Origin of the sequence: Paraburkholderia tropica, assembly GCF_900109265.1 — a bacterium.
GTDB classification, from domain to species: Bacteria; Pseudomonadota; Gammaproteobacteria; order Burkholderiales; family Burkholderiaceae; genus Paraburkholderia; species Paraburkholderia tropica.
In genome coordinates, this window is sequence record NZ_FNZM01000010.1 from 186,270 (window position 1) to 211,401 (window position 25,132).

The following is a 25,132-nucleotide window of genomic DNA, read 5'->3' on the forward strand; positions in this document are numbered from 1 at the left end:
GTTATACTCCGAGCCATTCTAACAAAAGGTCTGTGCGTTTTCGTCGCGTGAAATCGCAGCGCCCGGTTCGGTGCCAGTTCCGGCTGGTTACGGGAAGTTCCGGAACGGTTGCGCGCCAGCTTCGCGAGCGACATTGCAAACTTCGCGCAAACGTCATGCAGGCGTCGTCGCCCCGCAAGATTGCGCGCGATGCTGTGCTGAACGCCAGGCTTTCTTTCGCCACTCGTGGTCGTCTCCGCCCTGATGACTGATTGAGCGCGACTGTACGCAGCCTCCAGGAGCGCGGTGCTTCGCACGCACCCGCTGGCTGCTGTCGGCGCCGCCGCGGATTTCTTTCGACCCACGTATCCATCGTCTTTATGGAATCACTGCGCATCTACAACACGCTCGCGCGTGACAAGCAAAATTTCGTGCCACTCGAGCCCGGCGTCGTACGCATGTACGTCTGCGGCATGACGGTGTACGACTATTGTCACGTTGGCCACGCGCGTGTGATGGTGGTGTTCGACGTCGTGCAGCGCTGGCTGCGCACGCTCGGTTACAACGTGACCTATGTGCGCAACATCACCGACATCGACGACAAGATCATTCGCCGTGCGGTGGAAAACGGCGAAACCATCAAGCAGCTCACCGACCGTTTCATCGACGCGCTGCACGAAGACGCGGACGCGCTCGGCGTCGCGCGTCCCGATCACGAGCCGCGCGCGACCCAGTACATTCCGCAGATGCTCGACATGATCGGCATGCTGGAAAAGAACGGCTACGCGTATCAAGGTTCGGACGGTGACGTGAACTACGCGGTGCGCAAGTTCGCGCATTACGGCGCGCTCTCGGGCAAGTCCATCGAGGACCTGCGCGCGGGCGAGCGTGTGGCGGCGAACGATGCCAAGCAGGATCCGCTTGACTTCGTGCTGTGGAAACAGGCAAAACCGGAAGAGCCGGCGGACACGAGCTGGGACTCGAAATACGGCCGTGGCCGCCCGGGCTGGCACATCGAATGTTCGGCGATGGGCTGCACGCTGCTGGGCGATCATTTCGACATTCATGGCGGCGGGCAGGATCTGCAGTTTCCGCACCACGAAAACGAGATCGCGCAAAGCGAAGGCGCGACGGGCGAGAAGTTCGTCAATTACTGGATGCACAATGGCTTCGTGCAGATCGACAACGAGAAGATGTCGAAGTCGCTCGGCAACTTCTTCACGATCCGCGAAGTGCTGGCGAAGTACGACGCCGAAGTAGTGCGCTTTTTCATGGCGCGCGCGCATTACCGCTCGCCGCTGAATTACAGCGACGTGCATCTCGACGACGCACGCAACGCGCTCACGCGTCTGTATACGGCGCTCAAGGATGTGACGCCGGATGCCGGCGAGCTCGACTGGAACGAAGCGTACGCGCAGCGTTTCCGTACCGCGATGAACGACGATTTCAATACGCCGGTCGCCATCGCGGTGCTGTTCGAACTCGCAAGCGAAGTGAACCGCACGCGCGACACGGTGCTGGCGCGTCAGCTGCAGCGTCTGGGCCGCGTGCTCGGCGTGCTCGTGCGCGAACCGCGCGCGTTCCTGCAGCAGGCCGCGGGTGCGCAGGACGCGGGCGCGCTCGACGTGGCCGCGATCGAAGCGAAGATTGCCGCACGCGTCGCCGCGAAGCAGGCGAAACAGTATGCGGAGGCGGACCGGATCCGGGCCGAACTGCTCGATGCCGGTGTCGCGCTCGAAGACAAACCGGGCGGATTGACCGAGTGGCGCCGCGTATGAGCGGGCTGTCCAGTTTCCACTGATCGATTCGCGAGGCAGGAGGCAGGATGGCAACGGCCACGAAGACGCAGGCCAGGCGGTCTGCGTCGCTCACTGGCGCGGCAGGCGAGGCGGCGAAACGCGCCGCGCGCGGCCCCCAGAAACAGCAGGAAGCCGACGTCGCGAAGACGGACGGCGTCAAGAAGCGCGCGCTCAACGGCACGGCGCTGGAAGGCGCGGGCAAGACGCGCGCGAAGGCCAATGGCGCCGTCGACGGTGTCGGCGCGATGCCGGCCGCGTCGCCTGAAGGCGCGCATGGCGACGCTGCGGATGCAGCGGCGGCGCCCGCGCGCGGCATCGAGTCCGAGGTGGTGCGCCCCGACTATTGGGACAAGGCCTGCGCGGACCTCGTCAAGCGCGACCGCATCCTCAAGAAGCTCATTCCGAAGTTCGGCCCCGTGCATCTGATGAGCAGCGACGATCCGTTCGTCACGCTCGCGCGCTCGGTGGTCGGTCAGCAGATTTCGACGGCCGCGGCGCAGGCGCTGTGGCAGAAAGTCGAGGCCGCGTGTCCGAAGCTCGTCCCGCAGCAGTTCATCAAGCTCGGCCACGAAAAGCTCGCGGCCTGCGGGCTCTCGAAGCGCAAGACGGAGTACATCCTCGATCTCGCGCAGCATTTCGTGTCCGGCGCGCTGCACGTGGGCAAATGGACCACGATGGACGACGAGGACGTGATCGCCGAACTCACGGCTATCCGCGGCATTGGCCGCTGGACCGCCGAGATGTTCCTGATCTTCAATCTCGCGCGCCCGAACGTGCTGCCGCTCGACGACCTCGGTCTGATTCAGGCGATCAGCGTCAATTACTTCAGCGGCGAGCCCGTCACGCGCAGCGAAGCGCGTGAAGTGGCCGCGAACTGGGAGCCGTGGCGTACCGTCGCAACCTGGTATATGTGGCGCAGTCTCGAGCCTTCGTAAGCCCGGGACGATCGGGCGGAGCGCCGCGCGCGGGGTGCGTGGCAGTTCCGTCCCCGATTGATTTGTCCTGGTTCCTTCAGAATTTTCCTATCGTTATCTCAATTCGATAGTTCTGCGCCGATTTCGACACGGGCCGGCGCGGTTAGAATACGCGCTGCCGCAAAGTGCAAGGATTCCAACACATGAAAACCACGTTTCTGGATTTCGAGCAGCCGATCGCTGAACTCGAAGCGAAGATCGAAGAACTGCGCTTCGTTCAGGACGACTCGGCTGTCGATATTTCGGAAGAGATCGACCGGCTGTCGAAGAAGAGCCAGCAACTCACGAAGGACCTCTACGCGAACCTGAGTCCGTGGCAGGTTTCGCAGATCGCGCGTCACCCGCAGCGTCCGTACACGCTCGACTACGTGCATGAGCTGTTCACCGATTTCCACGAACTGCATGGCGACCGTTCGTTCGCGGACGATCTCTCGGTGGTCGGCGGTCTCGCGCGCTTCAACGGCCAGGCCTGCATGATCATCGGTCACCAGAAAGGCCGCGACACGAAGGAGCGCGCTGCGCGCAACTTCGGCATGCCGCGTCCGGAAGGCTATCGCAAGGCCGAGCGCCTGATGCGTCTGGCCGAGAAGTTCGGCCTGCCCATCTTCACGTTCGTCGACACGCCGGGCGCGTACCCGGGCATCGGCGCGGAAGAGCGCGGCCAGTCGGAAGCCATCGGCCACAATCTGTACGTGATGGCCGAGCTCAAGACGCCGATCATCACGACGATCATCGGCGAAGGCGGTTCGGGCGGTGCGCTCGCGATCGCAGTCGCCGACACGGTCATGATGCTGCAGTTCTCGACGTACTCGGTGATCTCGCCGGAAGGCTGCGCGTCGATCCTGTGGAAGAGCGCCGCCAAGGCGCCCGAAGCGGCTGAAGCGCTGGGCCTCACGGCGCACCGCCTGAAGGCGCTTGGTCTGATCGACAAGATCGTGAACGAGCCGCTCGGCGGCGCGCATCGCGATCCGAAGGGCATGGCCGCGCTGCTGCGCCGTGCGCTGTCCGACTCGCTGCGCCAGTTCCAGGGCATGAGCATCGCCGAGCTGAAGGACCGCCGTTTCGAGCGCCTGATGGCCTACGGCAAGTTCAAGGAAACGACGCCGGGCGCGTAAGCGCACGCCGTCATCAACGTCCGGCGCTCGCGCGCCGTCACGCCTTGACCGACCATCCCGCATCCGACGCCGGGCGCATCGTTCTCGATGCGCTCGGCGTTGTGCTTTCCACGCTCCCCGACGACGCGCGTATCGCGATTGCATACAGCGGCGGGCTCGACTCGTCTGTGCTGCTCGACGCGGCGGTGCGCGCGGTCGGGCCGGCGCGTCTCGTGGCGCTGCATGTCCACCACGGCCTGAGTCCGAACGCCGATCATTGGCTCGCGCACGGCGAGGCGACGGCGCGCGCGTATGGCGTGGCGTTCGACGCACGCCGCGTGGAGGTGGCGCACGACGATCCGTCCGGTGTGGAAGCGGCCGCGCGCGAGGCGCGTTATCGTGCGCTGGACGCGATGTGCGCCGCGCACGGCGCGCAGTCGCTCTGGCTCGCCCAGCACGCAGACGATCAGGCCGAAACCGTTTTGCTGCAATTGCTGCGCGGTGCCGGGCTGGCGGGCCTCGCCGCAATGGCGCCCGAGCGCGCCGTGCCGGGCGCGGTGCCGCGCGTGCGGCCGCTGCTGCATTTGTTGCGCGCGCAACTTGAGCGCTACGCGCACGCCTGCGATCTGCGCTGGATCGAGGACGAATCAAACGAAGACACGCGTTACGCGCGCAACGCGCTGCGTCACGACGTAACGCCCGCGCTCTCGGCGCATTTCCCCGGCTTTCGCGAGGCGCTCGCGCGCACGGCGGCACATGCGGCGTCGGCGCAGCGTCTACTCGACGACCTCGCGCGCATCGATCTGCGCGACGCCTCGCAGGGGGACGGCGACGCGCTGTCGCACGCAGCGCTCGTCGCGCTCGACGACGCGCGCGCGCTCAACCTGCTGCGCTACTGGATGCGCACGCGCGGCATGCCCGCGGCGTCGACAGCGCGTATTGCCGATGCCTTGCGTCAGCTGCGCGAGGTCGCGCTCAAGGGCGAAGGTGGCGATCACGCGTTGCGCGTCGATCATGCGGGCTTCACGTTGCGCTGTTATCGCGGACTCGTCAGCTGGGGCGATGCGCGCGGCGCAATCTCATCAATTGGCTCATCACGCAACGCATCAGACAGCGAGGAATCGATGGACGACGGCAATGTACGCGCACCCGTGCAACTGGACTGGCGCGGCGAGGAAGTGTGGCGTTTGCCGACGTGGCGCGGCAGTTTCGTATTCGCGCCCGCCCACGCCGACGATCCCGACGCCGTCCCCGAAACCGTGCTTCAGCGCACGCCGCTGATTGCGCGTGCGCGTTCCGGTGGCGAGCGTCTGCGCGACGAAGCGGCCAACGTGAGCCGCACGCTCAAGAATCTTTTTCAATCGCACGGCGTGCCCGCCTGGGAGCGCGACGTGCCGCTGCTTTACGCGGGTGAGACGCTGTTGTTCGTGCCCCGCATCGGCGTGAATCGCTCGGCGTTCAGCGCAAGCGAAGGCGGCGAGGGCGATGCGGCGGCGGCAGGCCAGCGCTGGCGCCGCATCAAATGGCGCGAGGATCTGACGATCGCGTGATCGGCCGTCACGCGTCGTACGAGACGCGCCCGCGCGTCGCGGTCAAATTTGCCGTTTCGCCGGAGTTCGTGCGCGCCGACCTGGACCGTACGCCGCAAATCCTTGCCACACAAGCCTTTTTCGCCTCCCGCAGACCATTTTCGTCTTGTAATTTTGACCTCGATCGGGTAGGGTAACTCGTTTGTCCAGCCCGCTTTTTCGCGTTCACGGACGCCGTCAAAAGCGGCGCTCGCCGTGAAGGCGCGATTTTTCCTTCGAGCGGTTTCCATCCGACGGTTGCAAGGATGTCGTAGCGGTATGCGGGCGGAGCGCGCGGGTCAGCACGGCCACGCGGTTCCGAGGGCAAACTCCGCGTGTGCTGCACGCGCCGGAGCGCCGCCGCGGCCTCTATCCCGGGACACCCCCGGGCTTCCCCCGGCGGTGCCGAATCCCGGCGCGCCAGCGCGGTAACATCTCCAGTTCAGAACGACAATGGCACTCATCGTACACAAATACGGCGGCACCTCGATGGGCTCGGTCGAGCGCATCAAGAACGTCGCCAAGCGCGTCGCCAAATGGCACAAGGCTGGCCACAAGATGGTCGTGGTGCCCTCGGCGATGTCCGGCGAAACCAATCGTCTGCTCGGTCTCGCGAAAGAAATTTCGCCGCAGCCGAATCCGCGCGAGCTCGACATGATTGCGTCGACCGGCGAACAGGTGAGCGTCGGTCTGCTCTCGATCGCGCTGCAGGAAGCGGGCGTGGACGCCATCAGCTACACGGGCTGGCAAGTGCCGGTCAAAACGGATAGCGCCTTCACGAAGGCGCGTATCAACGACATCGACGGCGAACGCGTGCTGGCCGATCTCGACGCCGGCAAGGTGGTCGTGATCACGGGCTTCCAGGGCATCGATCCGGAAGGCCACATCACCACGCTCGGCCGCGGCGGTTCGGACACCTCGGCTGTGGCGGTCGCCGCCGCGCTGAAGGCAGACGAATGCCTCATCTACACGGACGTGGACGGCGTCTACACGACGGACCCGCGCGTGGTCGACGACGCGCGCCGCCTCGACCGCATCACGTTCGAAGAGATGCTGGAAATGGCCAGCCTCGGTTCGAAGGTGCTGCAGATCCGCTCGGTGGAATTCGCGGGCAAGTATCAGGTGAAGACGCGTGTGCTCTCCAGCCTGACCGACCCGATGATGAACCTCGACGAGGAAATGAAGTCGGGCACCCTGATTACCTTTGAAGAAGACGAGACCATGGAAAAAGCAGTCATCTCGGGTATCGCGTTCCAGCGCGACGAGGCCCGCATCATCGTGATGGGCGTGCCCGACAAGCCGGGCATCGCGTATCAGATTCTCGGCCCGGTCGCCGACGCGAACATCGACGTCGACATGATCATCCAGAACCAGAGCGTGGACGGCAAAACCGACTTCACGTTCACGGTGCCGCGCGGCGACTATCAGCGCGCCATCGACGTCCTCAACAACCAGGTGAAGGGCCACGTGAACGCGGAGCAGGTGCTGGGCGACGCGAAGGTCTCGAAGGTTTCCGTGGTTGGCGTGGGCATGCGTTCGCACGTTGGCGTCGCGAGCAAGATGTTCCGCACGCTGTCGGAAGAGGGCATCAACATCCAGATGATTTCGACGTCGGAAATCAAGATCTCGGTGCTGATCGACGAGAAGTACATGGAGCTGGCGGTTCGCGCGCTGCACAAGGCTTTCGAGCTCGAGCACGCGTAAATCGCGCATGGCGTGACGCGAATGTGACGGTCAGTTTTGTCTTGAGATGCCACTGCAAACCTTCGCCTCCACCTCGTCTGCAGGGCAGCAGAAAAAAGTTTGCGAAAAAAGCGTCTTATGAATTGACCGAAGCGTTTTAACCCGCTATGATCTTGGCTTCGTTGCGCTGCCTCCCTGGCGCGAACGAAGTTTTCGGGAGACGTGGCCGAGAGGTCGAAGGCACTCCCCTGCTAAGGGAGCATCTGGGCCAAAACCTGGATCGAGGGTTCGAATCCCTCCGTCTCCGCCAGTAAAATGGCGGTGAAAACCCCGCAAGTCTCGGCTTGCGGGGTTTTTCTTTTTCCGCGCGGAAAATCGTCATACGCGAATTTGCGGTGTTTGCGTGATCGTATTTTTCTGAAAGACATTTCGCGGCTTCCTGCCTTTCTGCTTCCATTCTTTTTTCAATTCGATCGACGTTTCGATTCAACGGATTTTTCCCAACAATCGAGATAATCAGGATGGCGAAGTAAATGGCGCAAAAGTTTTTTCCTTGTCAGCCGTTATTGCGTTCGTGCGTTCTAGACACTGCGTGACGTCGATGCATGCGGGTGGCACGGCGATGACAGGCCGCCTGCAGGTGGAGCCGATACGCTGCGCCAGTCGGTGCTATTCTCGCGTCGCTGTTGCGTCTGTCGTGTCGGTTGCTGCGTTCGCTGTTGCTTTAAATCGTCGCTGTGTAACCAGACGTTACCCCGGTGAACGCGCCGTGCTTTTGTGCATCAGTTATTACAAAGTTGAAATACGCGGGCCGGGGAGCCTGCGCTATATTGGCTTCAACAAAACATCAACCCCAAAAGGTGAGTCCATGAAGTTCGCTCGTGTTGTTGCAATGCTGCTCGGGGGCTTGGCTATCGGTGCGTCGAGCGTGGCGATGGCTGGCGTGAGCGTCGGTGTCAACATCGGTATTCCGGCCCCGGTTTATGTCGCGCCCGCACCGGTCTATGCGCCGCCTCCGCCTCCGCCGGTCGTCTATCAGCCTGCGCCGGTCTATGCCGCGCCGGCCATCGTGATCGGCTGGCACGGCGATCGTTATTGGGATGGTCGCCGCTACTGGGGCCGCGACGACTGGTATCGCCATCATGGCGGTTACGGTCCTGGTGGCCCGGGCCGTGGTCATGGCGATCGTGGCGGTCCTCCGGGACACTGGCACTAAGCCACTCAGGCGCGCGTGCGTGACACGCGCGGTGGCCTCTGGCGTTCGCGCCTGAAGATGCGCATCGCGCAGGCCAAAGAAAAAGCCGCCCTCGGGCGGCTTTTTTCATGCGGTAACGCGTGACGCTGCTAGCGTTTCGCCGTTGCGTCCTCAACGAAGCAACGCAGCTCGGACTTACTCGCCGAGATTCGCCATTCCGCCAACGACGGCGTTGAAGCCCGCATCGACATGGACGATTTCCGCCGTCACGCCGCCCGCCAGATCGGAGAGCAGGAACGCGGCCGTATTGCCGACCTGTTCGATCGTCACGTTGCGTTGCAGCGGTGCATTGTGCTCGACGAAGTCGAGAATCTTGCCGAAGCTCTTGATGCCCGCAGCGGCGAGCGTCTTGATCGGGCCGGCCGAGATGCCGTTCACGCGCACGCCCTTTGCACCCAGCGACACCGCGAGGTAACGCACGCTCGCTTCGAGCGACGCTTTGGCGAGACCCATTGTGTTGTAGTTCGGGATCGCGCGTTCGGCGCCCAGGTAGGTGAGGGTGAGCAGCGACGCGTTGTCGGCGAGCATCGGCTGCGCGGCTTTGGCGAGCGCGGGGAAGCTGTACGCCGAGATGTCGTGCGCGATGCGGAAGTTCTCGCGCGTCATGCCGTCGAGGAAGTTGCCCGCGATGGCTTCGCGCGGCGCGAAACCGATCGAGTGCACGAGGCCGTCGAGCGTGTCCCAGCGCTGCTTGAGGTCGGTGAACAGCGCCTCGATCTGCGCGTCGTCGGCGACATCGCAGGGGAACACCAGGTTGCTGCCGAATTCCTGAGCGAATTCCGTGATGCGGTCCTTGAAGCGATCGCCGACATACGTGAACGCGAGTTCTGCGCCTTCGCGCTTGCACGCCTGCGCAATGCCGTAAGCGATCGATCGGTTCGACAGCAAGCCGGTCAACAGGATGCGTTTGCCAGCGAGGAAGCCCATGAATTCTCCTAAATCAGGTCAATGCGCCGGGCGCCGGACGAGGCGGCGCCGCGCGGTTTGGGTAGAATTCTCTCACAATTGACTTGGCACCCCGGACAAATCCCTTTCTATGACGACAGGTACGCGAGGCAGGCAAACGCGCGTGGCGCGTGGGGCAAATCATCCTGCCTGGCGGCACGGCTGGCGATCTACGCTGGCGGGCGTCGCCGCGATGCTGACCGTGTGCTTCGCGGCCATGCCGCAGGCGCACGCGGTCTATGCGATCGCGCAGTATGGCGAGCCGAAGTATCCGGCCGACTTCAAGCACTTCGATTACGTGAACCCGGACGCGCCGCGAGGCGGCACGCTCGTGCTCGCGAATCCCGACCGACTGACGAGCTTCGACAAATTCAATCCGTTCACGCTGCGCGGTAATTCGGCGCCGGGTCTCGGCATGCTGTTCGAGAGCCTCACGACGGGCAGCATGGACGAAGTCGCCTCCGCGTACGGTCTGCTCGCCGACGACATTCGCATCGCGCCCGATCGTCTCTCGGTCACGTTTCATCTGAATCCGCGCGCGCGTTTCTCGAACGGCGACCCCGTCACCGCCGACGACGTGAAGTTCTCGCTCGACACGCTCAAAAGCCGCCAGGCCGCGCCGTCGATGCAGGCGTATTACAGCGACGTCACGCGCGCCGTGGTGGTCGATCCGGCGACCATCCGCTTCGAGTTCCGCAGCAACAACCGCGAGCTGCCGTTCATCGCGGGCGGCTTGCCGGTGTTCTCGCACAAGTGGGGGCTGCGCCCGGACGGCAGCCGCATCGCCTTCGACCAGCTTGCGTTCGAGCAGCCGATCGGCAGCGGACCGTACGTGATCGAGCGCTATTCGAACGGCCGCACCATCACCTATCGGCGCGACCCGAACTACTGGGGCAAGGATCTGCCCGTGCGTATCGGGCAAAACAACTTCGATCAGATCGTCTACAAGCTTTATTCCGACGACGTCGCGCGCCTCGAAGCCTTCAAGGCCGGCGAATACGATGCGCTCGTCGAATACGTCGCGCGCAACTGGGTGCGGCGCGACGTCGGCAAGAAGTTCGACAGCGGCGAACTCATCAAGCGCGAGTTTCCGCAGCATAACGGCACCGGCATGCAGGGCTACGTGATCAACCTGCGCAAGCCGATGTTCCAGGACGTGCGCGTGCGCCAGGCGCTCGATCTCGCGCTCGATTTTCAGTGGCTCAACCGCATGCTGTTCTACAGCCAGTACAAGCGCATCGACAGCTGGTTCGTGAACACCGATCTGCAGGCGAAGGGCGCGCCGTCGCCGGGCGAACTCGCGTTGCTCGAACCGTGGCGCAAGCAGCTCGATCCGGCCGTGTTCGGGCCGCCGCCCGCGCAGCCGAATACCGATCCGCCGGGCTCGCTGCGCGCGAATCTGCTCAAGGCGCGCGAACTGCTCGCGCAGGCCGGCTGGACCTATCGCAACGGCGCGCTGCGCAACGCGCAAGGTCAGCCTTTCGTGTTCGAGGTGATCGACGATACGGCCGCCTCCGCGCAATGGGCGCCGATCATGGCGCAGTACACGCAGGCGCTCGCGCGGCTCGGCATTCGCATCAACTATCGCTCGGTGGATTTCGCGCTGTATCAGAAGCGTCTCGACGATTTCGATTTCGACATCACGACGATCCGCTTTCCCGACGTGCAGGTGCCGGGCGCGGAGCAGCTCGACCGCTTCGGCAGCAAGGCAGCGGGCGAACCGGGTTCGGGCAATCTGATCGGCCTGAAGTCGCCGGCCGTCGACGCGATCCTGAAGGCGATGATGCAGGCGCAGACACGCGAGCAACTGCTCGACGCCACGCACGCGCTCGACCGGGTGCTGATGCACGGCTACTATGTGGTCCCGCAGTGGTATAGCGCGACGCATCGCGTGGCCTACAAGAACACGCTCGCGTATCCGTCGAAGCTGCCGCTGTACTATGGCGCGACCGACTGGATCATCTCGACGTGGTGGCTCAAATCGCCGGCGCCATCGCCAAAGCCATCGTCAACGCCGCCGCAGCCGCAGCACTGATCCTCTTCGAAGCGAGCACAGAATCATGTGGAGCTACATCGTCAAACGCCTGCTGCTGATGATCCCGACGTTGCTCGGCGTGCTCACGCTGACCTTCGCCGTGATCCAGTTCGTGCCGGGCGGGCCCGTCGAACAGGCCGTGCGCGATCTGCGCCGCGGCGCGGAGCAGGGCATGCCGTTCGGCATGCGCGCGCACTCGGGCGTCGACGCGCAGCAGATCGCGCAACTCAAGCAGCTCTACGGTTTCGACAAGCCGCCGCTGCAACGCTATTTCCTGATGCTCGGGCGCTTCGCGCGTTTCGATCTGGGGCAGAGCTACTTCCATCATCAGAGCGTGTGGAAGCTGATCATTTCGAAGCTGCCGGTGTCGATCAGCATCGGTTTGTGGACCTTCTTTCTGACCTATCTGATATCGGTGCCGCTGGGCATCGCGAAGGCGGTGCGCAACGGCTCGCGTTTCGATCTGATCACGAGTCTCGTCGTGCTGATCGGTTATGCGATTCCAGGTTTCGTGCTGGGCGTGCTGCTGCTCGTGCTGTTCGGCGGCGGCACCTTCCTGCAACTGTTTCCGCTGCGCAATCTCACCTCCGACGACTGGGACACGCTCTCGCTCGGCGGCAAGATTCTCGATTACCTCTGGCACATCGCGCTGCCGGTGACGGCTTCGGTGGTCGGCAGTTTCGCCGTGACCACCATGCTCACGAAGAATGCGTTCCTCGAAGAGATTCGCCGCCAGTACGTGCTGACCGCGCGCGCCAAGGGGCTGTCCGAGCGCACGGTGCTCTGGAAACACGTGTTCCGCAATGCATTGCTGCCGCTCGTGGTGGGCTTTCCGGCGGCGTTCATCGGCGCGTTCTTCACGGGCAGTCTGCTGATCGAAACGCTGTTTTCGCTCGACGGCCTCGGCCTGCTGTCGTATGAGTCGGTGGTGCGGCGCGACTATCCGGTCGTGCTCGGCACGCTGTACCTCTTCACGCTGATCGGTCTGCTCACCAAGCTGATTTCCGATCTTTGCTACGTGTGGGTCGATCCCCGCATTCAATTCGAACAACTGGAGCGCTGAGTTGAACCGAGTCCGCACCGGCGCCGAATCCGACCTGCGCACCGAGAGCGTGCGCGCCTTCAAGTCGCCCACGCCCGCACGCCGCGTATGGCTGCGCTTCAAGCAGCAGCGCCTCGGCTACTGGAGCCTGATTATCTTCGTCGTGGCGTTCGCGGCGAGCCTCGCGGGCCCGCTGTGGTGCAACGACAAACCGATCGTCGTGCGCTACGAAGGGCATCTGTATTTCCCGCTTTTCAAGGACTATCCGGAGACCGCGTTCGGCGGCGACTTCCCGACGCCCGCCGACTATCTCGATCCGTACGTGCGCCATCGTTTCGATGCGCCGGGCAACTTCGCGATCTATCCGCCGAACCCGTACTACTACGACACGCTCAATTATTTCTCGAAGGTGCCGAACCCCGCGCCGCCGTCGCGCCAGAACTGGCTTGGCACCGACGCAAGCGGACGCGACCTGTTCGCGCGGCTCCTGTACGGCTTCCAGGTGTCGGTGGAATTCGGCCTCGTGCTCACGGCCATCGGCACGGTGCTCGGTGTGCTGGCGGGCGCGATACAGGGCTATTTCGGCGGCCGCGTCGATATTGTCGGGCAGCGACTGATCGAGATATGGAGCGCGATGCCCGAGCTGTATCTGCTGATCATCTTCGCGTCGATCTTCGAGCCGGGCTTCATCCTGCTGATCGTGCTGCTCTCGCTGTTCGGCTGGATCGGCTTGTCCGATTACGTGCGCGCGGAATTCCTGCGCAACCGCAATCAGGACTACGTGCTCGCCGCGCGTGCGATGGGTTTGTCGAACTGGCAGATCATCTGGCGTCACGTGCTGCCCAACAGTCTCACGCCCGTCATCACGTTCCTGCCGTTTCGCATGAGCGGCTCGATTCTCGCGCTCACCAGTCTCGACTTTCTGGGCCTCGGCGTGCCGCCGCCCACGCCGAGCCTCGGCGAACTGCTCGCGCAGGGCAAGGGCAATCTCGACGCCTGGTGGATTTCGATGTCGACGTTCGGCGTGCTCGTCGTCACGCTGCTGCTGCTCACCTTCATGGGCGACGCGCTGCGCAACGCGCTCGACACGCGCATCGCCGACGCGATGAAAGCCGGAGGCAATCAGTGAGCGCCATGCCTCAAGACATCCCCGCGCCGCTGCTCTCGATCGAGCATCTGAGCGTGCGCTTCGGCGACACGCTGGCGGTCGACGACATCGCGCTGGCGATCGGGCGCGGCGAGCGTGTGGCGCTCGTCGGCGAATCGGGTTCGGGCAAGACGGTGACGGCGCTCGCGATCCTGCGTTTGCTGAGCGACGCGCGGATCGACGGCACGATCCGCTTCGACGGCGAAGACCTCGTTGCGAAGAGCGAACGCGAGATGCGCGGCCTGCGCGGCAACGACATCGCGATGATCTTCCAGGAGCCGATGACCGCGCTCAATCCGCTCTATACGATCGGCGAGCAGATCGCGGAAACCATCGTGCTGCACGACGGCGTGACGAAGAAGGAAGCCTACGAGCAGGCCGTGGGGCTGCTGGAGCGCACGGGCATTCCCGAGCCGCGCCGGCGCCTGTTCAACTATCCGCATCAACTGTCGGGCGGCCAGCGTCAGCGCGTGATGATCGCGATGGCGCTCGCGTGCCGTCCGCGTCTGCTGCTCGCCGACGAACCGACCACGGCGCTCGACGTGACCATTCGCGGTCAGATCGTCGAGTTGCTGCTCGAATTGCAGCGCGAGGAGGCGGCGCGGCGCGGCATGTCGGTGCTGCTGATCACGCACGACCTGAACCTCGTGCGCCGCTTCGCGCAACGCGTGGCGGTGATGGAGAAGGGCAAGCTCGTGGAGACGGGCGCGGTCGAGCAGATTTTCGAGGCGCCGAAGCATCCGTACACGCAGCGCCTGATCGCGAGCCGGCCCGAGCGCAACGTGCTGCCCGTTTTGCCGATCGCGCCGGTGCTGCTTGAAGCGAAGCAGGTGAGCGTCGATTTCGCCACGAAATTGCCGGGGTTCAAGGGCTGGTTCGAGCGCGGCCGGTTCCGTGCGGTGAACGACGCGAGCGTCTCGGTGCGCCAGGGCGAGACGCTGGGCATTGTCGGCGAGTCGGGGTCCGGTAAATCGACGCTCGCACTGGCGATGCTGGGATTGCAGCGCACGGCGGCGGGCGCGGTCGAGTTCCAGGGGCGCGCGCTCGCGAGTTATCAGGGCCGCGACAAGCTCGGTTTGCGTTCGCATCTGCAGGTGGTCTTTCAGGACCCGTTCAGTTCGCTTTCGCCGCGCCAGACCGTGGAGCGCATCGTGGGGGAGGGGCTCGCGCTGCATCGCGCCGATCTTTCCGCCGAGGAGCGCCGCAAGCGCATCGTGGGCGTACTGCGCGAAGTGGGGCTCGACCGCACGGCGCTGCAACGCTATCCGCACGAGTTTTCCGGCGGCCAGCGCCAGCGGATCGCGATCGCGCGCACGCTGGTGCTGGAACCGCGCGTGATCGTGCTCGACGAACCGACCAGCGCGCTCGACGTCTCAATCCAGCAGCAGGTGCTGCGTTTGTTGACCGATCTGCAACGCAAGTACAACCTGGGCTATGTGTTCATCAGCCACGACCTCGAAGTGATCGGGGCGATGGCGCACCGCGTCGCCGTGATGCAAAACGGGGCCATTGTCGAGTCGGGAGATGTAACAAAAATCTTTGACGACCCCATTCATCCTTACACGCGAAAGTTGCTGAAAGCTGCCTTCGATCGCTGAACGTTCGAAGAACTTTAGGGGGAATTTTGGTGAAATTCACCAATGAGGTGCGCATCGCGATTGTATTTTTCTATAAGTTTTGACACACAAATACTTACTGGCTAGTATCGTCCAAACTTTTCTTCTAACTCCCTGATTTACGGGCAATTTCTACCGACCCATGCAGCACCGATACTTGACCCAGGCTTGCACGCGCGTCGTCGCCGGGATGTTCATCGGCGTCCTGATGGCAGCAGCTCCCGGCGCGTTCGCCGACGAAGCTAGCAGCTTCAACCAGAATGTCTCATTTTCGCCGAGCAATTCGGCGAATGCGCAGTCGCTCCCCGCCGTTCAAAACGCTACCCAGACCGCATCGCCGGCTGCCCCGGCTCCGTCCGAAGGCGGCGCGAAGTCGTTCCTTTCCGGCATGGCCGGCAAAGCGGGCGACGTCGTGGTGGGCGCGCTGAACATGATCGGCGTGCGTTACCGCTGGGGCGGCAACACGCCGGATTCGGGGCTCGATTGCAGCGGTTTCGTGCGCTACGTGTTCCAGGACACGCTGGGCCTGAACCTGCCGCGCCGCGCCGAGGAAATGAGCCGCGTCGGCGAGAAGGTGAGCATGAGCAACCTCAAACCGGGCGACCTCGTGTTCTTCAACACGATGCGCCGCACGTTCTCGCACGTGGGCATCTATATCGGCGACAACAAGTTCGTGCACTCGCCGTCCACCGGCAGCACGATCCGTGTCGACGATCTGGACGACGGCTATTGGGAAAAGCGTTTCACGGGCGCACGCCGCGTTGAAACGTCGTTCACGCCGGATCAGGCGCAAAGCCTCAAGCAGCGCGTGAGCGCGCAGTTCGACGGCAGCGGCAACTAAAGATTGCGTTGGGGTCTGCCGGTCCGCTACTGCGGCATCGGCGCAAAAAAAGCCTGCTTCATACGAAGCAGGCTTTTTTGCGTTCTGGCGCTGATGTGGCGCCCGGTTTGGGCGCTCAGGCCGCGCGTGCCGCCGCGAGCTTGCGCTCGATTTCCGCCGCCGCGCGCGCGCCGGCTTCCTCGCCCGCGAGTATCGCGGCGTTGCGCTGCGTGAAGTCGCTGCTCGACATCGCGTTGAGGCTCGGACGGATCACCACGTCGGCGTACTTTTCGAGCTCGTAGGTCTTGATCGACTGACCCATGATCGTGAAGGTCTGCATCAGCACGTCGAACTGGCTCAGCGTCGAGGCCGTTTCCGGGCGCGCCGAGATGTCCACGGCGATCACGAAGTCCGCGCCCATCTTTTTCGCGAACGAGGCCGGCACGGGGCTCACGAGGCCGCCGTCGACGTATTCGTGGCCGCCGATCTTCACCGGCTCGAAAATCGACGGAATGCTGCACGACGCGCGCACCGCAATGCCGGTGTTGCCGCGCTGGAACAGGATCGGCTGGCCGGTTTGCAAATCGGTGGAGACCACGCCGAGCGGCTTGGCCATTTTCTCGATCGGGCGGTCGTGCAGCGTCGTGTTCAGGAAGTTCTGCAGCGCGATGCCTTGCAGAATGCCGCGCGTGCGGAACGGCATGGCCCAGTCGCTGATCGAGGCTTCGTCCATCGTCAGCGCGAGCTTGTTGATCGCGAAACCGTTCAGGCCCGACGCGTAGAGCGCCGCGACCACTGAGCCCGCGCTCGTGCCGGTGATCAGATCGACCTGGATGTTGCGCGCCTCGAGTGCCTTGATTACGCCAATGTGCGCGAAACCGCGCGCAGCGCCGCCGCCTAGCGCGAGACCCACGCGGATCGGGCGCGGATTGCGCGCGACGGGCGGTGGAGCGACCTGCGGCTTGTTCTGCGGCGTCTCCGTGCCCGTGGTCGTGCAGGCGGCGAGGACGGAGGAGGCGGCCGCGAGCGAGGTGAGCGACGCGAGCGAGAAATGGCGGCGGCTCAGTGACAGCGAGGCGGCGGGCGCCGCAGACTGCGGCTGATCGAGATCGTTGTGCTGGTCAGGCTTCGAACGGGACTTCAAGCAATTTCTCCAGGCGGCGCGGGCAGGAACGTCGAGCGTGTGGCGGGCGCGCCGCATTTTTTCTCGCGGACCGCGGCTGCGGACCGGGCGAAACTGGCGAGGAAGCCAGCGCGCCGACATGATAAGGCAAAGCAATACGCGATTACGCTTCGTACGTGTAACGCGGCGTGACGTGGCGCGCCATCGCATCAGGTTCTTGCCGGCCGCGGGCCGCGCCCACTCCCGGCAAGGCCGAAGCCGCTGGCGGCGGGTATAATCCCGTCTCTAATTTTCCCGGTTTTCGTTCGCGTGAGCGCCGTGCGCCGTCGGGCTTTTCCACGAGCCCGCCGCGCCGCCACGGCCCGCGCCGCGAACCTTCGCCGAGCGCCGCCGACAGAACGCGTGCGCGACGTTGTCCGCCTTTCGCGCAACGCCGCCGCGCCTTCCGCTCGCCGGCCGGCATCGTCCTCGAGTATTCGCCCATGACCACGACTCCCGTCCGTACCCGCTTCGCGCCGAGCCCGACCGGCTTTATCCACCTCGGCAACATCCGCTCCGCGCTCTATCCGTGGGCGTTCGCGCGCCGCAACGAGGGCGTTTTCGTGCTGCGGATCGAGGACACCGACGTCGAGCGTTCGACGTCCGAATCGGTCGACGCGATCCTCGAAGGCATGCAGTGGCTCGGCCTCGATTTCGACGAAGGCCCGTTCTACCAGATGCAGCGCATGGACCGTTATCGCGACGTGCTCGCGCAAATGCAGCAGCAGGGTCTCGTGTACCCGTGCTACATGTCGACGGAAGAACTCGACGCGCTGCGCGAACGTCAACGTGCCGCAGGCGAGAAGCCGCGCTACGACGGCACGTGGCGTCCGGAGCCGGGCAAGGTCCTGCCGGTGCCCCCCGAAGGCGTGCAGCCCGTGCTGCGCTTCCGTAATCCGCTCACGGGCGTGGTCGCCTGGGACGACGCCGTTAAAGGCCGCGTGGAAATCTCGAACGAGGAACTCGACGACCTCGTGATCGCGCGTCCGGACGGCACGCCGACCTACAACTTCTGCGTGGTCGTCGACGACCTCGACATGAAGATCACGCACGTGATTCGCGGCGACGACCACGTGAACAACACGCCGCGCCAGATCAACATCCTGCGTGCGCTCGGCGCCGAGCCGCCCGTGTACGCGCATCTGCCGACCGTGCTGAACGAGCAGGGCGAGAAGATGAGCAAGCGCCACGGCGCGATGAGCGTGATGGGCTATCGCGACGCCGGTTATCTGCCGGAAGCGGTGCTGAACTATCTCGCGCGCCTCGGATGGTCGCACGGCGACGCGGAAGTGTTCACGCGCGAGCAGTTCGTCGAGTGGTTCGACCTGGAGCATCTGGGCAAGTCGCCGGCGCAGTACGACCACAACAAGCTCAACTGGCTCAACAACCACTACCTGAAGGAAGTCGACAACGCGCGTCTCGCGGAGCTGTCGAAGCCGTTCTTCGCGGCGCTCGGCGTGGACGAAGCGGCGCTCGCGAAGGGCCCGGCGCTCGACGGCGTGGTCGCGCTCTTCAAGGATCGCGCGAACACGATCAAGGAGATCGCTGAAAGCGCGATGATGTTCTATCGCGAACCGCAGCCGGAAGCGGATGCGCTCGCGCAGCACGTCACCGACGCCGTGCGTCCGGCGCTCGCCGATCTCGCTGTCGCGCTGAAGGCTGCCGAGTGGACCAAGGAAGCGATCTCGGCCGCGTTCAAGGCCACGCTCGCCACGCACAAGCTCAAGATGCCGCAACTCGCGATGCCGGTGCGTCTGTTCGTTGCGGGCACCACGCACACGCCTGCAATCGACGCCGTACTCACGCAGTTTGGCCGTGACGTCGTGGTGAGCCGTATCGAACAAGGGCTTGCGAAGGGCGCCTGAAGTGGCTTGTCGTGGCTTGTTGTGAGCATTGCGCATGCACTCGGCGGCGTGCAAAAAGCAGGGGCGTGAACTTTTTTTGAAGAATTTTCGCTCTGGCACTAGCGCGACGCCGAGAGTTCTTGTAGTATTCGGGCTCCGTTGAATACGGAGCGCGAAACAGCAGCAAGTTTCACGCAAAGAGTGCTTGAATCGAGCAACGATGTTTCTCCGAAACACCGAAGCGATGAAAAAAAGATTCAAAAAGCTCTTGACGAAAGCGAAATTGATGTTTAAAATCTCGCTTCTGTTCTGCAAGGGGGTATAGCTCAGCTGGGAGAGCGCTTGCATGGCATGCAAGAGGTCAGCGGTTCGATCCCGCTTACCTCCACCATCAGAACAGGTAGTTTCCCAGTCGCAGTAAAGCTGGTGATTCGCAGGAATAGCTGTAAAGTGTAGTCAGGCATTATCTGAAAAGATCATGTCCCCTTCGTCTAGAGGCCTAGGACATCACCCTTTCACGGTGAGTACAGGGGTTCGAATCCCCTAGGGGACGCCAGACATGAGCGTCGTCAACGAGGTTGGCGAGGCAGCAGGTGGGAGTCAACCAACGCCCATCTGTGATTGTCGCGTTGGAGCGGTAGTTCAGTTGGTTAGAATACCGGCCTGTCACGCCGGGGGTCGCGGGTTCGAGTCCCGTCCGCTCCGCCAGATAGAAGCCCGTTCAGAAATCGTGAGCGGGCTTTTTAGTTGTAGCAGGATAAGGTGTAAGCCTGTGTTGTCCCCTTCGTCTAGAGGCCTAGGACATCACCCTTTCACGGTGAGTACAGGGGTTCGAATCCCCTAGGGGACGCCAAAGTTTTTCTGCGGCGCCATCAAGCAGTCAAGGCGACGCCGCCAGCGGGAGCTAACCAACGCCCGCCGGTGTAGTAGCAGAGCAGCACTGGAGCGGTAGTTCAGTTGGTTAGAATACCGGCCTGTCACGCCGGGGGTCGCGGGTTCGAGTCCCGTCCGCTCCGCCAGATTCGAGTTGTGCGCGCAAGCGTGCCGCGTGTAGTTCAAGGCGCAAGCCTGTGTTGTCCCCTTCGTCTAGAGGCCTAGGACATCACCCTTTCACGGTGAGTACAGGGGTTCGAATCCCCTAGGGGACGCCAGACATGAGCGTCGTCAACGAGGTTGGCGAGGCAGCAGGTGGGAGTCAACCAACGCCCATCTGTGATTGTCGCGTTGGAGCGGTAGTTCAGTTGGTTAGAATACCGGCCTGTCACGCCGGGGGTCGCGGGTTCGAGTCCCGTCCGCTCCGCCAGAATCAAAGCCCGCTGGAAGTTCCAGCGGGCTTTTTTCTTTTGCGCCGCCGGTTCCGGTTCGCGCGTTCTCTTTCTCTTCCGATCTTTGGTGCGGCGCCGGTACGGTGTTGCTGCGGCTCATTTCTGCGCGCGAAACGTGCGGGCGTACGGACAAAACGCCATTGCCTGAGGCGACGCGTTATCGTAGCGTTGTCGAAACTTCGAATTTCCGCGATTGCCGCCTTGCCTGCCATGTTCGCACCGAACGACATCCCGTCGCGCTTCCAGCTGCGTCACGCCACCATGGACGACTTCGAGTTCGCCGAGTCGCTCACGCGCCGGAACATGGGCGGCTATTACCAGCGGCATCATCTGATCTGGCGGGGCGATCTGTTCCTCGCGAGTTACCGCGAGTCGGAGAATTTCATTCTCGAACTCGACGGCGAGGCGATCGGCGTGCTGCGCGTGACGCAGGAGGGCGATTCGCTGCACATCCGCGACGTGCAGATCGCCGAGGGCTGTCGCGGCAACGGCGCGGGCACGTTCCTGCTCGACATCTCGCATCAATGGGCGCGCGAGCGCGGCTTGCGCGAATTGCAGTTGCGTGTATTCGTCGATAACCCGGCGGCGCGGCTCTATCTGCGCATGGGTTACCGCGTTGCCGGACCGCGGCTCGCGCGGCTCGGCTCGATCCGGCACATGACGCGCCCGGTGTGATCGCGCGTCAGTCGCCCGGCGCTTCGAGTGGTTCGTCGTTCGCGGAATGCGTTTCGTCGAGGTCCTGCTCGCGGTCGCCGGTGCCGCGCGCGATAAAGGCCCGCGGGCTTTCGCCGAACGCGCGCCGGAACATCGCCGAGAACGCACTCTGGCTTTGGTAGCCGAGTTCCTGCGCGACGATCGACATCGGCTTGCCCTGATTCAGCAGCGGAATCGCGCGCGCGAGGATCGCCTGCTGACGCCACTGCGAAAAACTCACCCCCAGTTCCAGCCGGAAAAGCCGCGCGATCGTGCGCGTGCTGGCGCCCACGTGCGCGGCCCAGTATTCGAGCGAGCCCGGCCCGGCCGGATCGGCGAGCAGCGCTTCGCAGAGCGCACGCAGGCGCTTTTCCTCGGGCATCGGCACCGCGAGCGGCAAGGGCGCAGAGCGCGTGATTTCGTCGAGTGCGACCGCACCGAGCAGACGCTCGCGCGCCGGGGCGATGCCGTGTTCGTCGAAGGCGGCGATCGATTCGCGCAGCAAGCCCGAGACTTCGACCACGCGGCACGCGTCCAGCCCGGCGGGAATCACCGACTGATCGACATAGAGCGTGCGCAGGAACGCGTCCTCGACGATGGACACTTCGTGCGTGACGTACGGCGGCACCCAGATCGCGCGCGACGGCGGCACCATCCACGTCGTGCCGGGCGTGGCCATGCGCAGCACGCCGCGCGACGCATAGGCGAGCTGCGCCCACGCATGCGTGTGCTTCGAGATGCGCACGCCGGCGGCCATCGGCCGCGAGCGTACGCGGATCGGATGCTCGAGGTTCGGCGCGAACTCGGGCGGGATCTCGGCGAAGGCGGCGGGCAGGGCGTCGCTGACGCGGGTGGCGTCGAAGGTGGTGGCGTCGGCGGTCATGGCGGCATGCGGATGCTGATTTGCGCTGATCTGTGCGGGTTGGCGCTGACAGGGGCAACGGAGTGCCTCATTGTAGGCGCGTGTACGGATCGGCGCGTATCGACGCTTAAGGGTGCCTTTGCACGCCCGCCACGCCGCGCGCAAACATGCTGGCTATCGCATAATGACGCGGATATCAGGAGCAAGGAGCGGAATCCATGAAATACGTGTTCGTCTACGGCACGCTGCGCGCGGGCGAGATCAACGACATCAACCTCGCCGCGGATCGCCATGCGATCGCGCGTCCGCGTCATCTGGGGCTCACGTCGCTGTCGGGTCGGCTGTTCGACTTCGGCACGTATCCGGGCATGGTGGCGGGCACGCACGACGACGCGGCGATCCAGGCGGATCAACCCGCGCGCGTAGTCGGCGACGTCTATGAAATCGACGATGCGCTGCTGGCCGTGCTCGACGAAATCGAGCAGGTCTATCCGGGCGTCGACGGGCTGTTCGTCTCGAAGGCGGTGAGCCTCGAAGTGCAGGGCGAGCGCGTCGACTGCCTGTACTATCCGGTCGCGCCGGGCGCGGTCGCGGGCCGTCCCGAGATCACGAGCGGCGACTGGGTGGAGCATCGGCGCGCGCGCTAGGCGCCCACCTCGCGCACCACGAAAAACTCGCAGAAAACACGAAGGCCCGGCGGACTCCCATCCGCCGGGCCTTTTTTATCGACGCATCGGCTCATCGCATCCAGCGACGAGCGAAGCCGATCAGATTTCCTCGTACAGCGGCAGCGTCAGGAATTCGACGAAATCTTCCGACGTCGACATCTGTTCGAAGATCTGCGCGGCGCGCTCGTACGGCTTCGTATCGCCGCCGACCACGCCCTTCACCTTGTCCAGTTCCTGCGGGATCAGTTCGCGCACGAGTTCGGCCGTGACCTTGCGGCCGTCGTCGAGCTTGCCCTTCGGCGAGCGGATCCACTGCCACACCTGCGAGCGCGAGATTTCGGCGGTCGCGGCGTCTTCCATCAGGTTGTGGATCGGCACGCAGCCATTGCCCGCGAGCCACGAACCGAGGTAGTGGATGCCGACGTTGATGTTGTTGCGCAGGCCCGTTTCGGTGATCGGCGCTTCCGGACGGAAGTCGAGCAGATCCTTGTTCGTCACGTTGACGTCGGGGCGCTGCTTGCCGATCTGGTTCGGCTTGTCGCCGAGCACCTTCACGAACTCTTCCATCGCAATGGGCACGAGGCCCGGATGCGCAACCCAGCCGCCGTCGTAGCCGTCGCCCGCGTCGCGCGCCTTGTCCGAGCGCACGCCGCCCATTGCCTTGTCGTTCGCTGCCGCGTCGTTCTTGATCGGAATCAGCGCGCTCATGCCGCCAATCGCCGGCGCATTGCGCTTGTGGCAGGTCTTGAGCAGTTCGAGCGCATAGGCGCGCATGAATGGCACGTTCATCGTGATCTGCGAACGGTCCGCGAGGCAGAAGTCCGCGTCCTTCTTGAACTTCTTGATCGCCGAGAAGATGTAGTCCCAGCGGCCGGCGTTCAGGCCCGAGCTGTGTTCGCGCAGTTCGTAGAGGATTTCGTCCATCTCGAAGGTGGCGAGAATCGTTTCGACCAGCACCGTCGCGCGAATCGTGCCGCGCGGAACGCCCACGCCTTCCTGCGCCGCGACGAAGATGTCGTTCCACAGGCGCGCTTCGAGGTGGCTTTCCATCTTCGGCAGATAGAAGTACGGGCCGCTGCCGCGCGAGATCAGTTCCTTTGCGTTGTGGAACAGATAGAGCGCGAAGTCGAAGATGCCGCCGGACACGCGCTGGCCGTCGACCGTCACGTGCTTTTCGTCGAGATGCCAGCCGCGCGGACGCACGATCAGCGTGGCGGTCTTGTCGTTGAGCTGATACGACTTGCCGTTCTGTTCGAGCGAGATCGTGCGGCGCACCGCGTCCTTGAGGTTGATCTGGCCGGTGATCTGGTTGTCCCAGTTCGGCGCGTTCGAATCCTCGAAGTCGGTCATGTACGAATCCGCGCCCGAATTCAGCGCGTTGATGATCATCTTGCGCTCGACCGGGCCGGTGATTTCCACGCGGCGGCATTCGAGATCCTTCGGCAGCGCGGCGATTTTCCAGTCGCCTTCGCGGATCGACTTCGTTTCTGCGAGGAAGTCCGGACGCTCGCCGGCGTCGAGACGCTTCGTGCGCTCGACGCGCGCCTTCAGCAGTTCCTGGCGACGCGGTTCGAAGGCGCGGTGCAGCTTCGCGACGAGTTCGAGCGCCTCGGGCGTGAGGATCTGTTCGAAGCCGGGTTGGATCTCGGCCGTGATCTGCATGCCTTGCGGCAGTTGCAACGTGTTCGCCATTTGCTAACTCCTTGGTCGGTCAGATTGTGAATGCGTGGTGTGCTGCTATCCGTGCTCGCTGAGCGATGTCGTCATGCGCCCGGGCTGGGGCGGGGGCGGCTTCGTTCGGCGGGCGCGGCGGTTTCGATGAAGGCGGCCAGTTCAGCCATGCCGCCGCCGGTGCCGTGCGGCGCGACGCCGAGTTCTTCGGCGGGCAGACGCTGGCGGTTGATCCAGAAGGTGGTGTAGCCGAACCAGCCGGCGCCCGCGGCGTCCCAGCCGTTCGACGACACGAAGACCAGCTCGCGCGGCGCCGCGTCGAACGCGGCGGTGCCGAGCGCGTACGCGGCGGCCGCGGGCTTGTAGGCGCGCACGGCGTCCACGGACAGCACGTGGTCGAACAGGCCGGTCATGCCCGCGCTCTTGACCGCAATGTCGAGCATCTGCGGATTGCCGTTCGAGAGGATCGCGAGACCCGTGCGGCTGCCGTCGGCGCGCGTTTCGCGCAGGCGGCGCAGCACCGGCAGGACGTCGGGGAAGGCAGACAGGCAGGCGTATTCGTCCATCAGACGCTTTTCGCCCGCGCCCGTGAGCGAGAGGTTCAGGCGGCGCGCGGCGTAGCGCAGCGCGTCGAGCGTGACGTCCCAGAACGGCTTGTAGCGCGCGCCGGCGGGGTCCGAGAGCGTGCGCAACTGCGTGTACTCGATCTGCTTGAGACGCCAGAGCTGCGAGAGCGCTTCGCCCTGGCCCGGGAACATCTGCTCGGCGGCGGCGACGACGGAATGCACGTCGAAGAGCGTGCCGTACGCGTCGAAGATCACCGCCTTGGGAAAAAGAGTTGTCGTTGTGGCCGACATAGCCTTGCACTCCGTCGTCAGAGGTCGAGGTGAATTGTATTCATGAGGTGGATTGCTGAAAAAGGCGCGATTGATCACTTGATCTTTTACTTT

General features: G+C 64.0%; 19 protein-coding genes and 8 tRNA genes. 22 read left to right on the top strand and 5 right to left on the bottom strand.

Features of this window, described 5'->3' with window-relative positions; genetic code table 11:
* The first annotated feature begins 359 nt into the window (after positions 1-359).
* The 7 genes from cysS (at position 360) to BMY06_RS18345 (ending at position 8,313) form a co-directional block, all read left to right on the top strand.
* Complete coding sequence (cysS, locus tag BMY06_RS18315; RefSeq protein ID WP_065060209.1) at positions 360-1,757, top strand: cysteine--tRNA ligase; 1,398 nt, start codon at positions 360-362, stop codon at positions 1,755-1,757.
* A 47-nt stretch (positions 1,758-1,804) separates the two neighbouring features.
* The gene (locus tag BMY06_RS18320) at positions 1,805-2,713 is read left to right on the top strand and encodes a DNA-3-methyladenine glycosylase family protein (RefSeq protein ID WP_074984462.1); all 909 of its coding nucleotides are present in this window, start codon (positions 1,805-1,807) and stop codon (positions 2,711-2,713) included.
* A gap of 182 nt (positions 2,714-2,895) precedes the next feature.
* Positions 2,896-3,867: an acetyl-CoA carboxylase carboxyltransferase subunit alpha gene (locus tag BMY06_RS18325; RefSeq protein ID WP_065060207.1), complete on the top strand. Its 972-nt coding sequence runs from the start codon at positions 2,896-2,898 to the stop codon at positions 3,865-3,867.
* 44 nt (positions 3,868-3,911) lie between these two features.
* On the top strand, positions 3,912-5,396 hold the full coding sequence (tilS, locus tag BMY06_RS18330; protein ID WP_074984463.1) for a tRNA lysidine(34) synthetase TilS: 1,485 nt from the start codon (positions 3,912-3,914) through the stop codon (positions 5,394-5,396).
* 471 nt (positions 5,397-5,867) lie between these two features.
* On the top strand, positions 5,868-7,118 hold the full coding sequence (locus BMY06_RS18335) for an aspartate kinase (RefSeq protein WP_074984465.1): 1,251 nt from the start codon (positions 5,868-5,870) through the stop codon (positions 7,116-7,118).
* Between the two features lie 195 nt (positions 7,119-7,313).
* A tRNA-Ser gene (locus BMY06_RS18340) sits at positions 7,314-7,407 on the top strand.
* A gap of 558 nt (positions 7,408-7,965) precedes the next feature.
* A complete protein-coding gene (locus tag BMY06_RS18345; protein WP_074984466.1) occupies positions 7,966-8,313 on the top strand; it encodes a hypothetical protein in 348 nt (115 codons plus the stop codon).
* A gap of 174 nt (positions 8,314-8,487) precedes the next feature.
* Here BMY06_RS18345 and fabI read toward each other — a convergent pair whose 3' ends face one another.
* Positions 8,488-9,279, bottom strand: coding sequence for an enoyl-ACP reductase FabI (gene fabI, locus BMY06_RS18350; RefSeq protein ID WP_074984468.1), 792 nt, complete (start codon positions 9,277-9,279; stop codon positions 8,488-8,490).
* A 109-nt stretch (positions 9,280-9,388) separates the two neighbouring features.
* On the opposite strand from fabI, the gene BMY06_RS18355 reads away from it, so the two are divergent.
* The 5 genes from BMY06_RS18355 (at position 9,389) to BMY06_RS18375 (ending at position 15,978) form a co-directional block, all read left to right on the top strand.
* The gene (locus BMY06_RS18355) at positions 9,389-11,332 is read left to right on the top strand and encodes an extracellular solute-binding protein (RefSeq protein WP_080180066.1); all 1,944 of its coding nucleotides are present in this window, start codon (positions 9,389-9,391) and stop codon (positions 11,330-11,332) included.
* Between the two features lie 25 nt (positions 11,333-11,357).
* Positions 11,358-12,395 (top strand): microcin C ABC transporter permease YejB, encoded by a 1,038-nt coding sequence (locus tag BMY06_RS18360; RefSeq protein WP_065060202.1) that lies wholly within the window; start codon positions 11,358-11,360, stop codon positions 12,393-12,395.
* 1 nt (position 12,396) lies between these two features.
* A complete protein-coding gene (locus tag BMY06_RS40190) occupies positions 12,397-13,503 on the top strand; it encodes an ABC transporter permease (protein WP_065060201.1) in 1,107 nt (368 codons plus the stop codon).
* A gap of 5 nt (positions 13,504-13,508) precedes the next feature.
* On the top strand, positions 13,509-15,119 hold the full coding sequence (locus BMY06_RS18370) for an ABC transporter ATP-binding protein (RefSeq protein ID WP_074984580.1): 1,611 nt from the start codon (positions 13,509-13,511) through the stop codon (positions 15,117-15,119).
* 160 nt (positions 15,120-15,279) lie between these two features.
* Positions 15,280-15,978 carry a C40 family peptidase gene (locus BMY06_RS18375; RefSeq protein ID WP_074984471.1) on the top strand — a complete coding sequence of 233 codons (699 nt, stop codon included), beginning with the start codon at positions 15,280-15,282 and terminating at the stop codon, positions 15,976-15,978.
* A gap of 115 nt (positions 15,979-16,093) precedes the next feature.
* On the opposite strand, the gene BMY06_RS18380 is transcribed toward BMY06_RS18375, so the two are convergent.
* On the bottom strand, positions 16,094-17,224 hold the full coding sequence (locus tag BMY06_RS18380; protein ID WP_373681674.1) for a patatin-like phospholipase family protein: 1,131 nt from the start codon (positions 17,222-17,224) through the stop codon (positions 16,094-16,096).
* A gap of 338 nt (positions 17,225-17,562) precedes the next feature.
* On the opposite strand from BMY06_RS18380, the gene gltX reads away from it, so the two are divergent.
* From gltX to BMY06_RS18425, 9 genes are all read left to right on the top strand, one after another.
* A complete protein-coding gene (gltX, locus tag BMY06_RS18385; protein WP_074984473.1) occupies positions 17,563-18,984 on the top strand; it encodes a glutamate--tRNA ligase in 1,422 nt (473 codons plus the stop codon).
* Between the two features lie 294 nt (positions 18,985-19,278).
* Positions 19,279-19,354: transfer RNA gene (locus BMY06_RS18390), tRNA-Ala, on the top strand.
* Between the two features lie 89 nt (positions 19,355-19,443).
* A tRNA-Glu gene (locus tag BMY06_RS18395) sits at positions 19,444-19,519 on the top strand.
* A gap of 75 nt (positions 19,520-19,594) precedes the next feature.
* Positions 19,595-19,671 (top strand) — tRNA-Asp (locus BMY06_RS18400).
* Between the two features lie 69 nt (positions 19,672-19,740).
* Positions 19,741-19,816: transfer RNA gene (locus BMY06_RS18405), tRNA-Glu, on the top strand.
* An 89-nt stretch (positions 19,817-19,905) separates the two neighbouring features.
* Positions 19,906-19,982, top strand: a tRNA-Asp gene (locus BMY06_RS18410).
* Positions 19,983-20,038: 56 nt separating this feature from the next.
* A tRNA-Glu gene (locus BMY06_RS18415) sits at positions 20,039-20,114 on the top strand.
* A gap of 75 nt (positions 20,115-20,189) precedes the next feature.
* Positions 20,190-20,266, top strand: a tRNA-Asp gene (locus BMY06_RS18420).
* Between the two features lie 232 nt (positions 20,267-20,498).
* Positions 20,499-20,963, top strand: coding sequence for a GNAT family N-acetyltransferase (locus tag BMY06_RS18425; protein ID WP_065060198.1), 465 nt, complete (start codon positions 20,499-20,501; stop codon positions 20,961-20,963).
* 7 nt (positions 20,964-20,970) lie between these two features.
* Here BMY06_RS18425 and BMY06_RS18430 read toward each other — a convergent pair whose 3' ends face one another.
* Positions 20,971-21,864 carry an AraC family transcriptional regulator gene (locus BMY06_RS18430; protein ID WP_074984475.1) on the bottom strand — a complete coding sequence of 298 codons (894 nt, stop codon included), beginning with the start codon at positions 21,862-21,864 and terminating at the stop codon, positions 20,971-20,973.
* Between the two features lie 197 nt (positions 21,865-22,061).
* Here BMY06_RS18430 and BMY06_RS18435 point away from each other — a divergent pair, with 197 nt between their 5' ends.
* Positions 22,062-22,490: a gamma-glutamylcyclotransferase family protein gene (locus BMY06_RS18435; protein WP_074984476.1), complete on the top strand. Its 429-nt coding sequence runs from the start codon at positions 22,062-22,064 to the stop codon at positions 22,488-22,490.
* 120 nt (positions 22,491-22,610) lie between these two features.
* Here BMY06_RS18435 and aceB read toward each other — a convergent pair whose 3' ends face one another.
* Together aceB and BMY06_RS18445 are read right to left on the bottom strand one after the other, a co-directional pair.
* Entirely contained in the window at positions 22,611-24,203 is a 1,593-nt protein-coding gene (gene aceB / locus BMY06_RS18440) for a malate synthase A (RefSeq protein WP_074984478.1), read from the bottom strand.
* A gap of 71 nt (positions 24,204-24,274) precedes the next feature.
* Entirely contained in the window at positions 24,275-25,039 is a 765-nt protein-coding gene (locus BMY06_RS18445; protein ID WP_065060194.1) for a haloacid dehalogenase type II, read from the bottom strand.
* Positions 25,040-25,132: the final 93 nt, after the last annotated feature.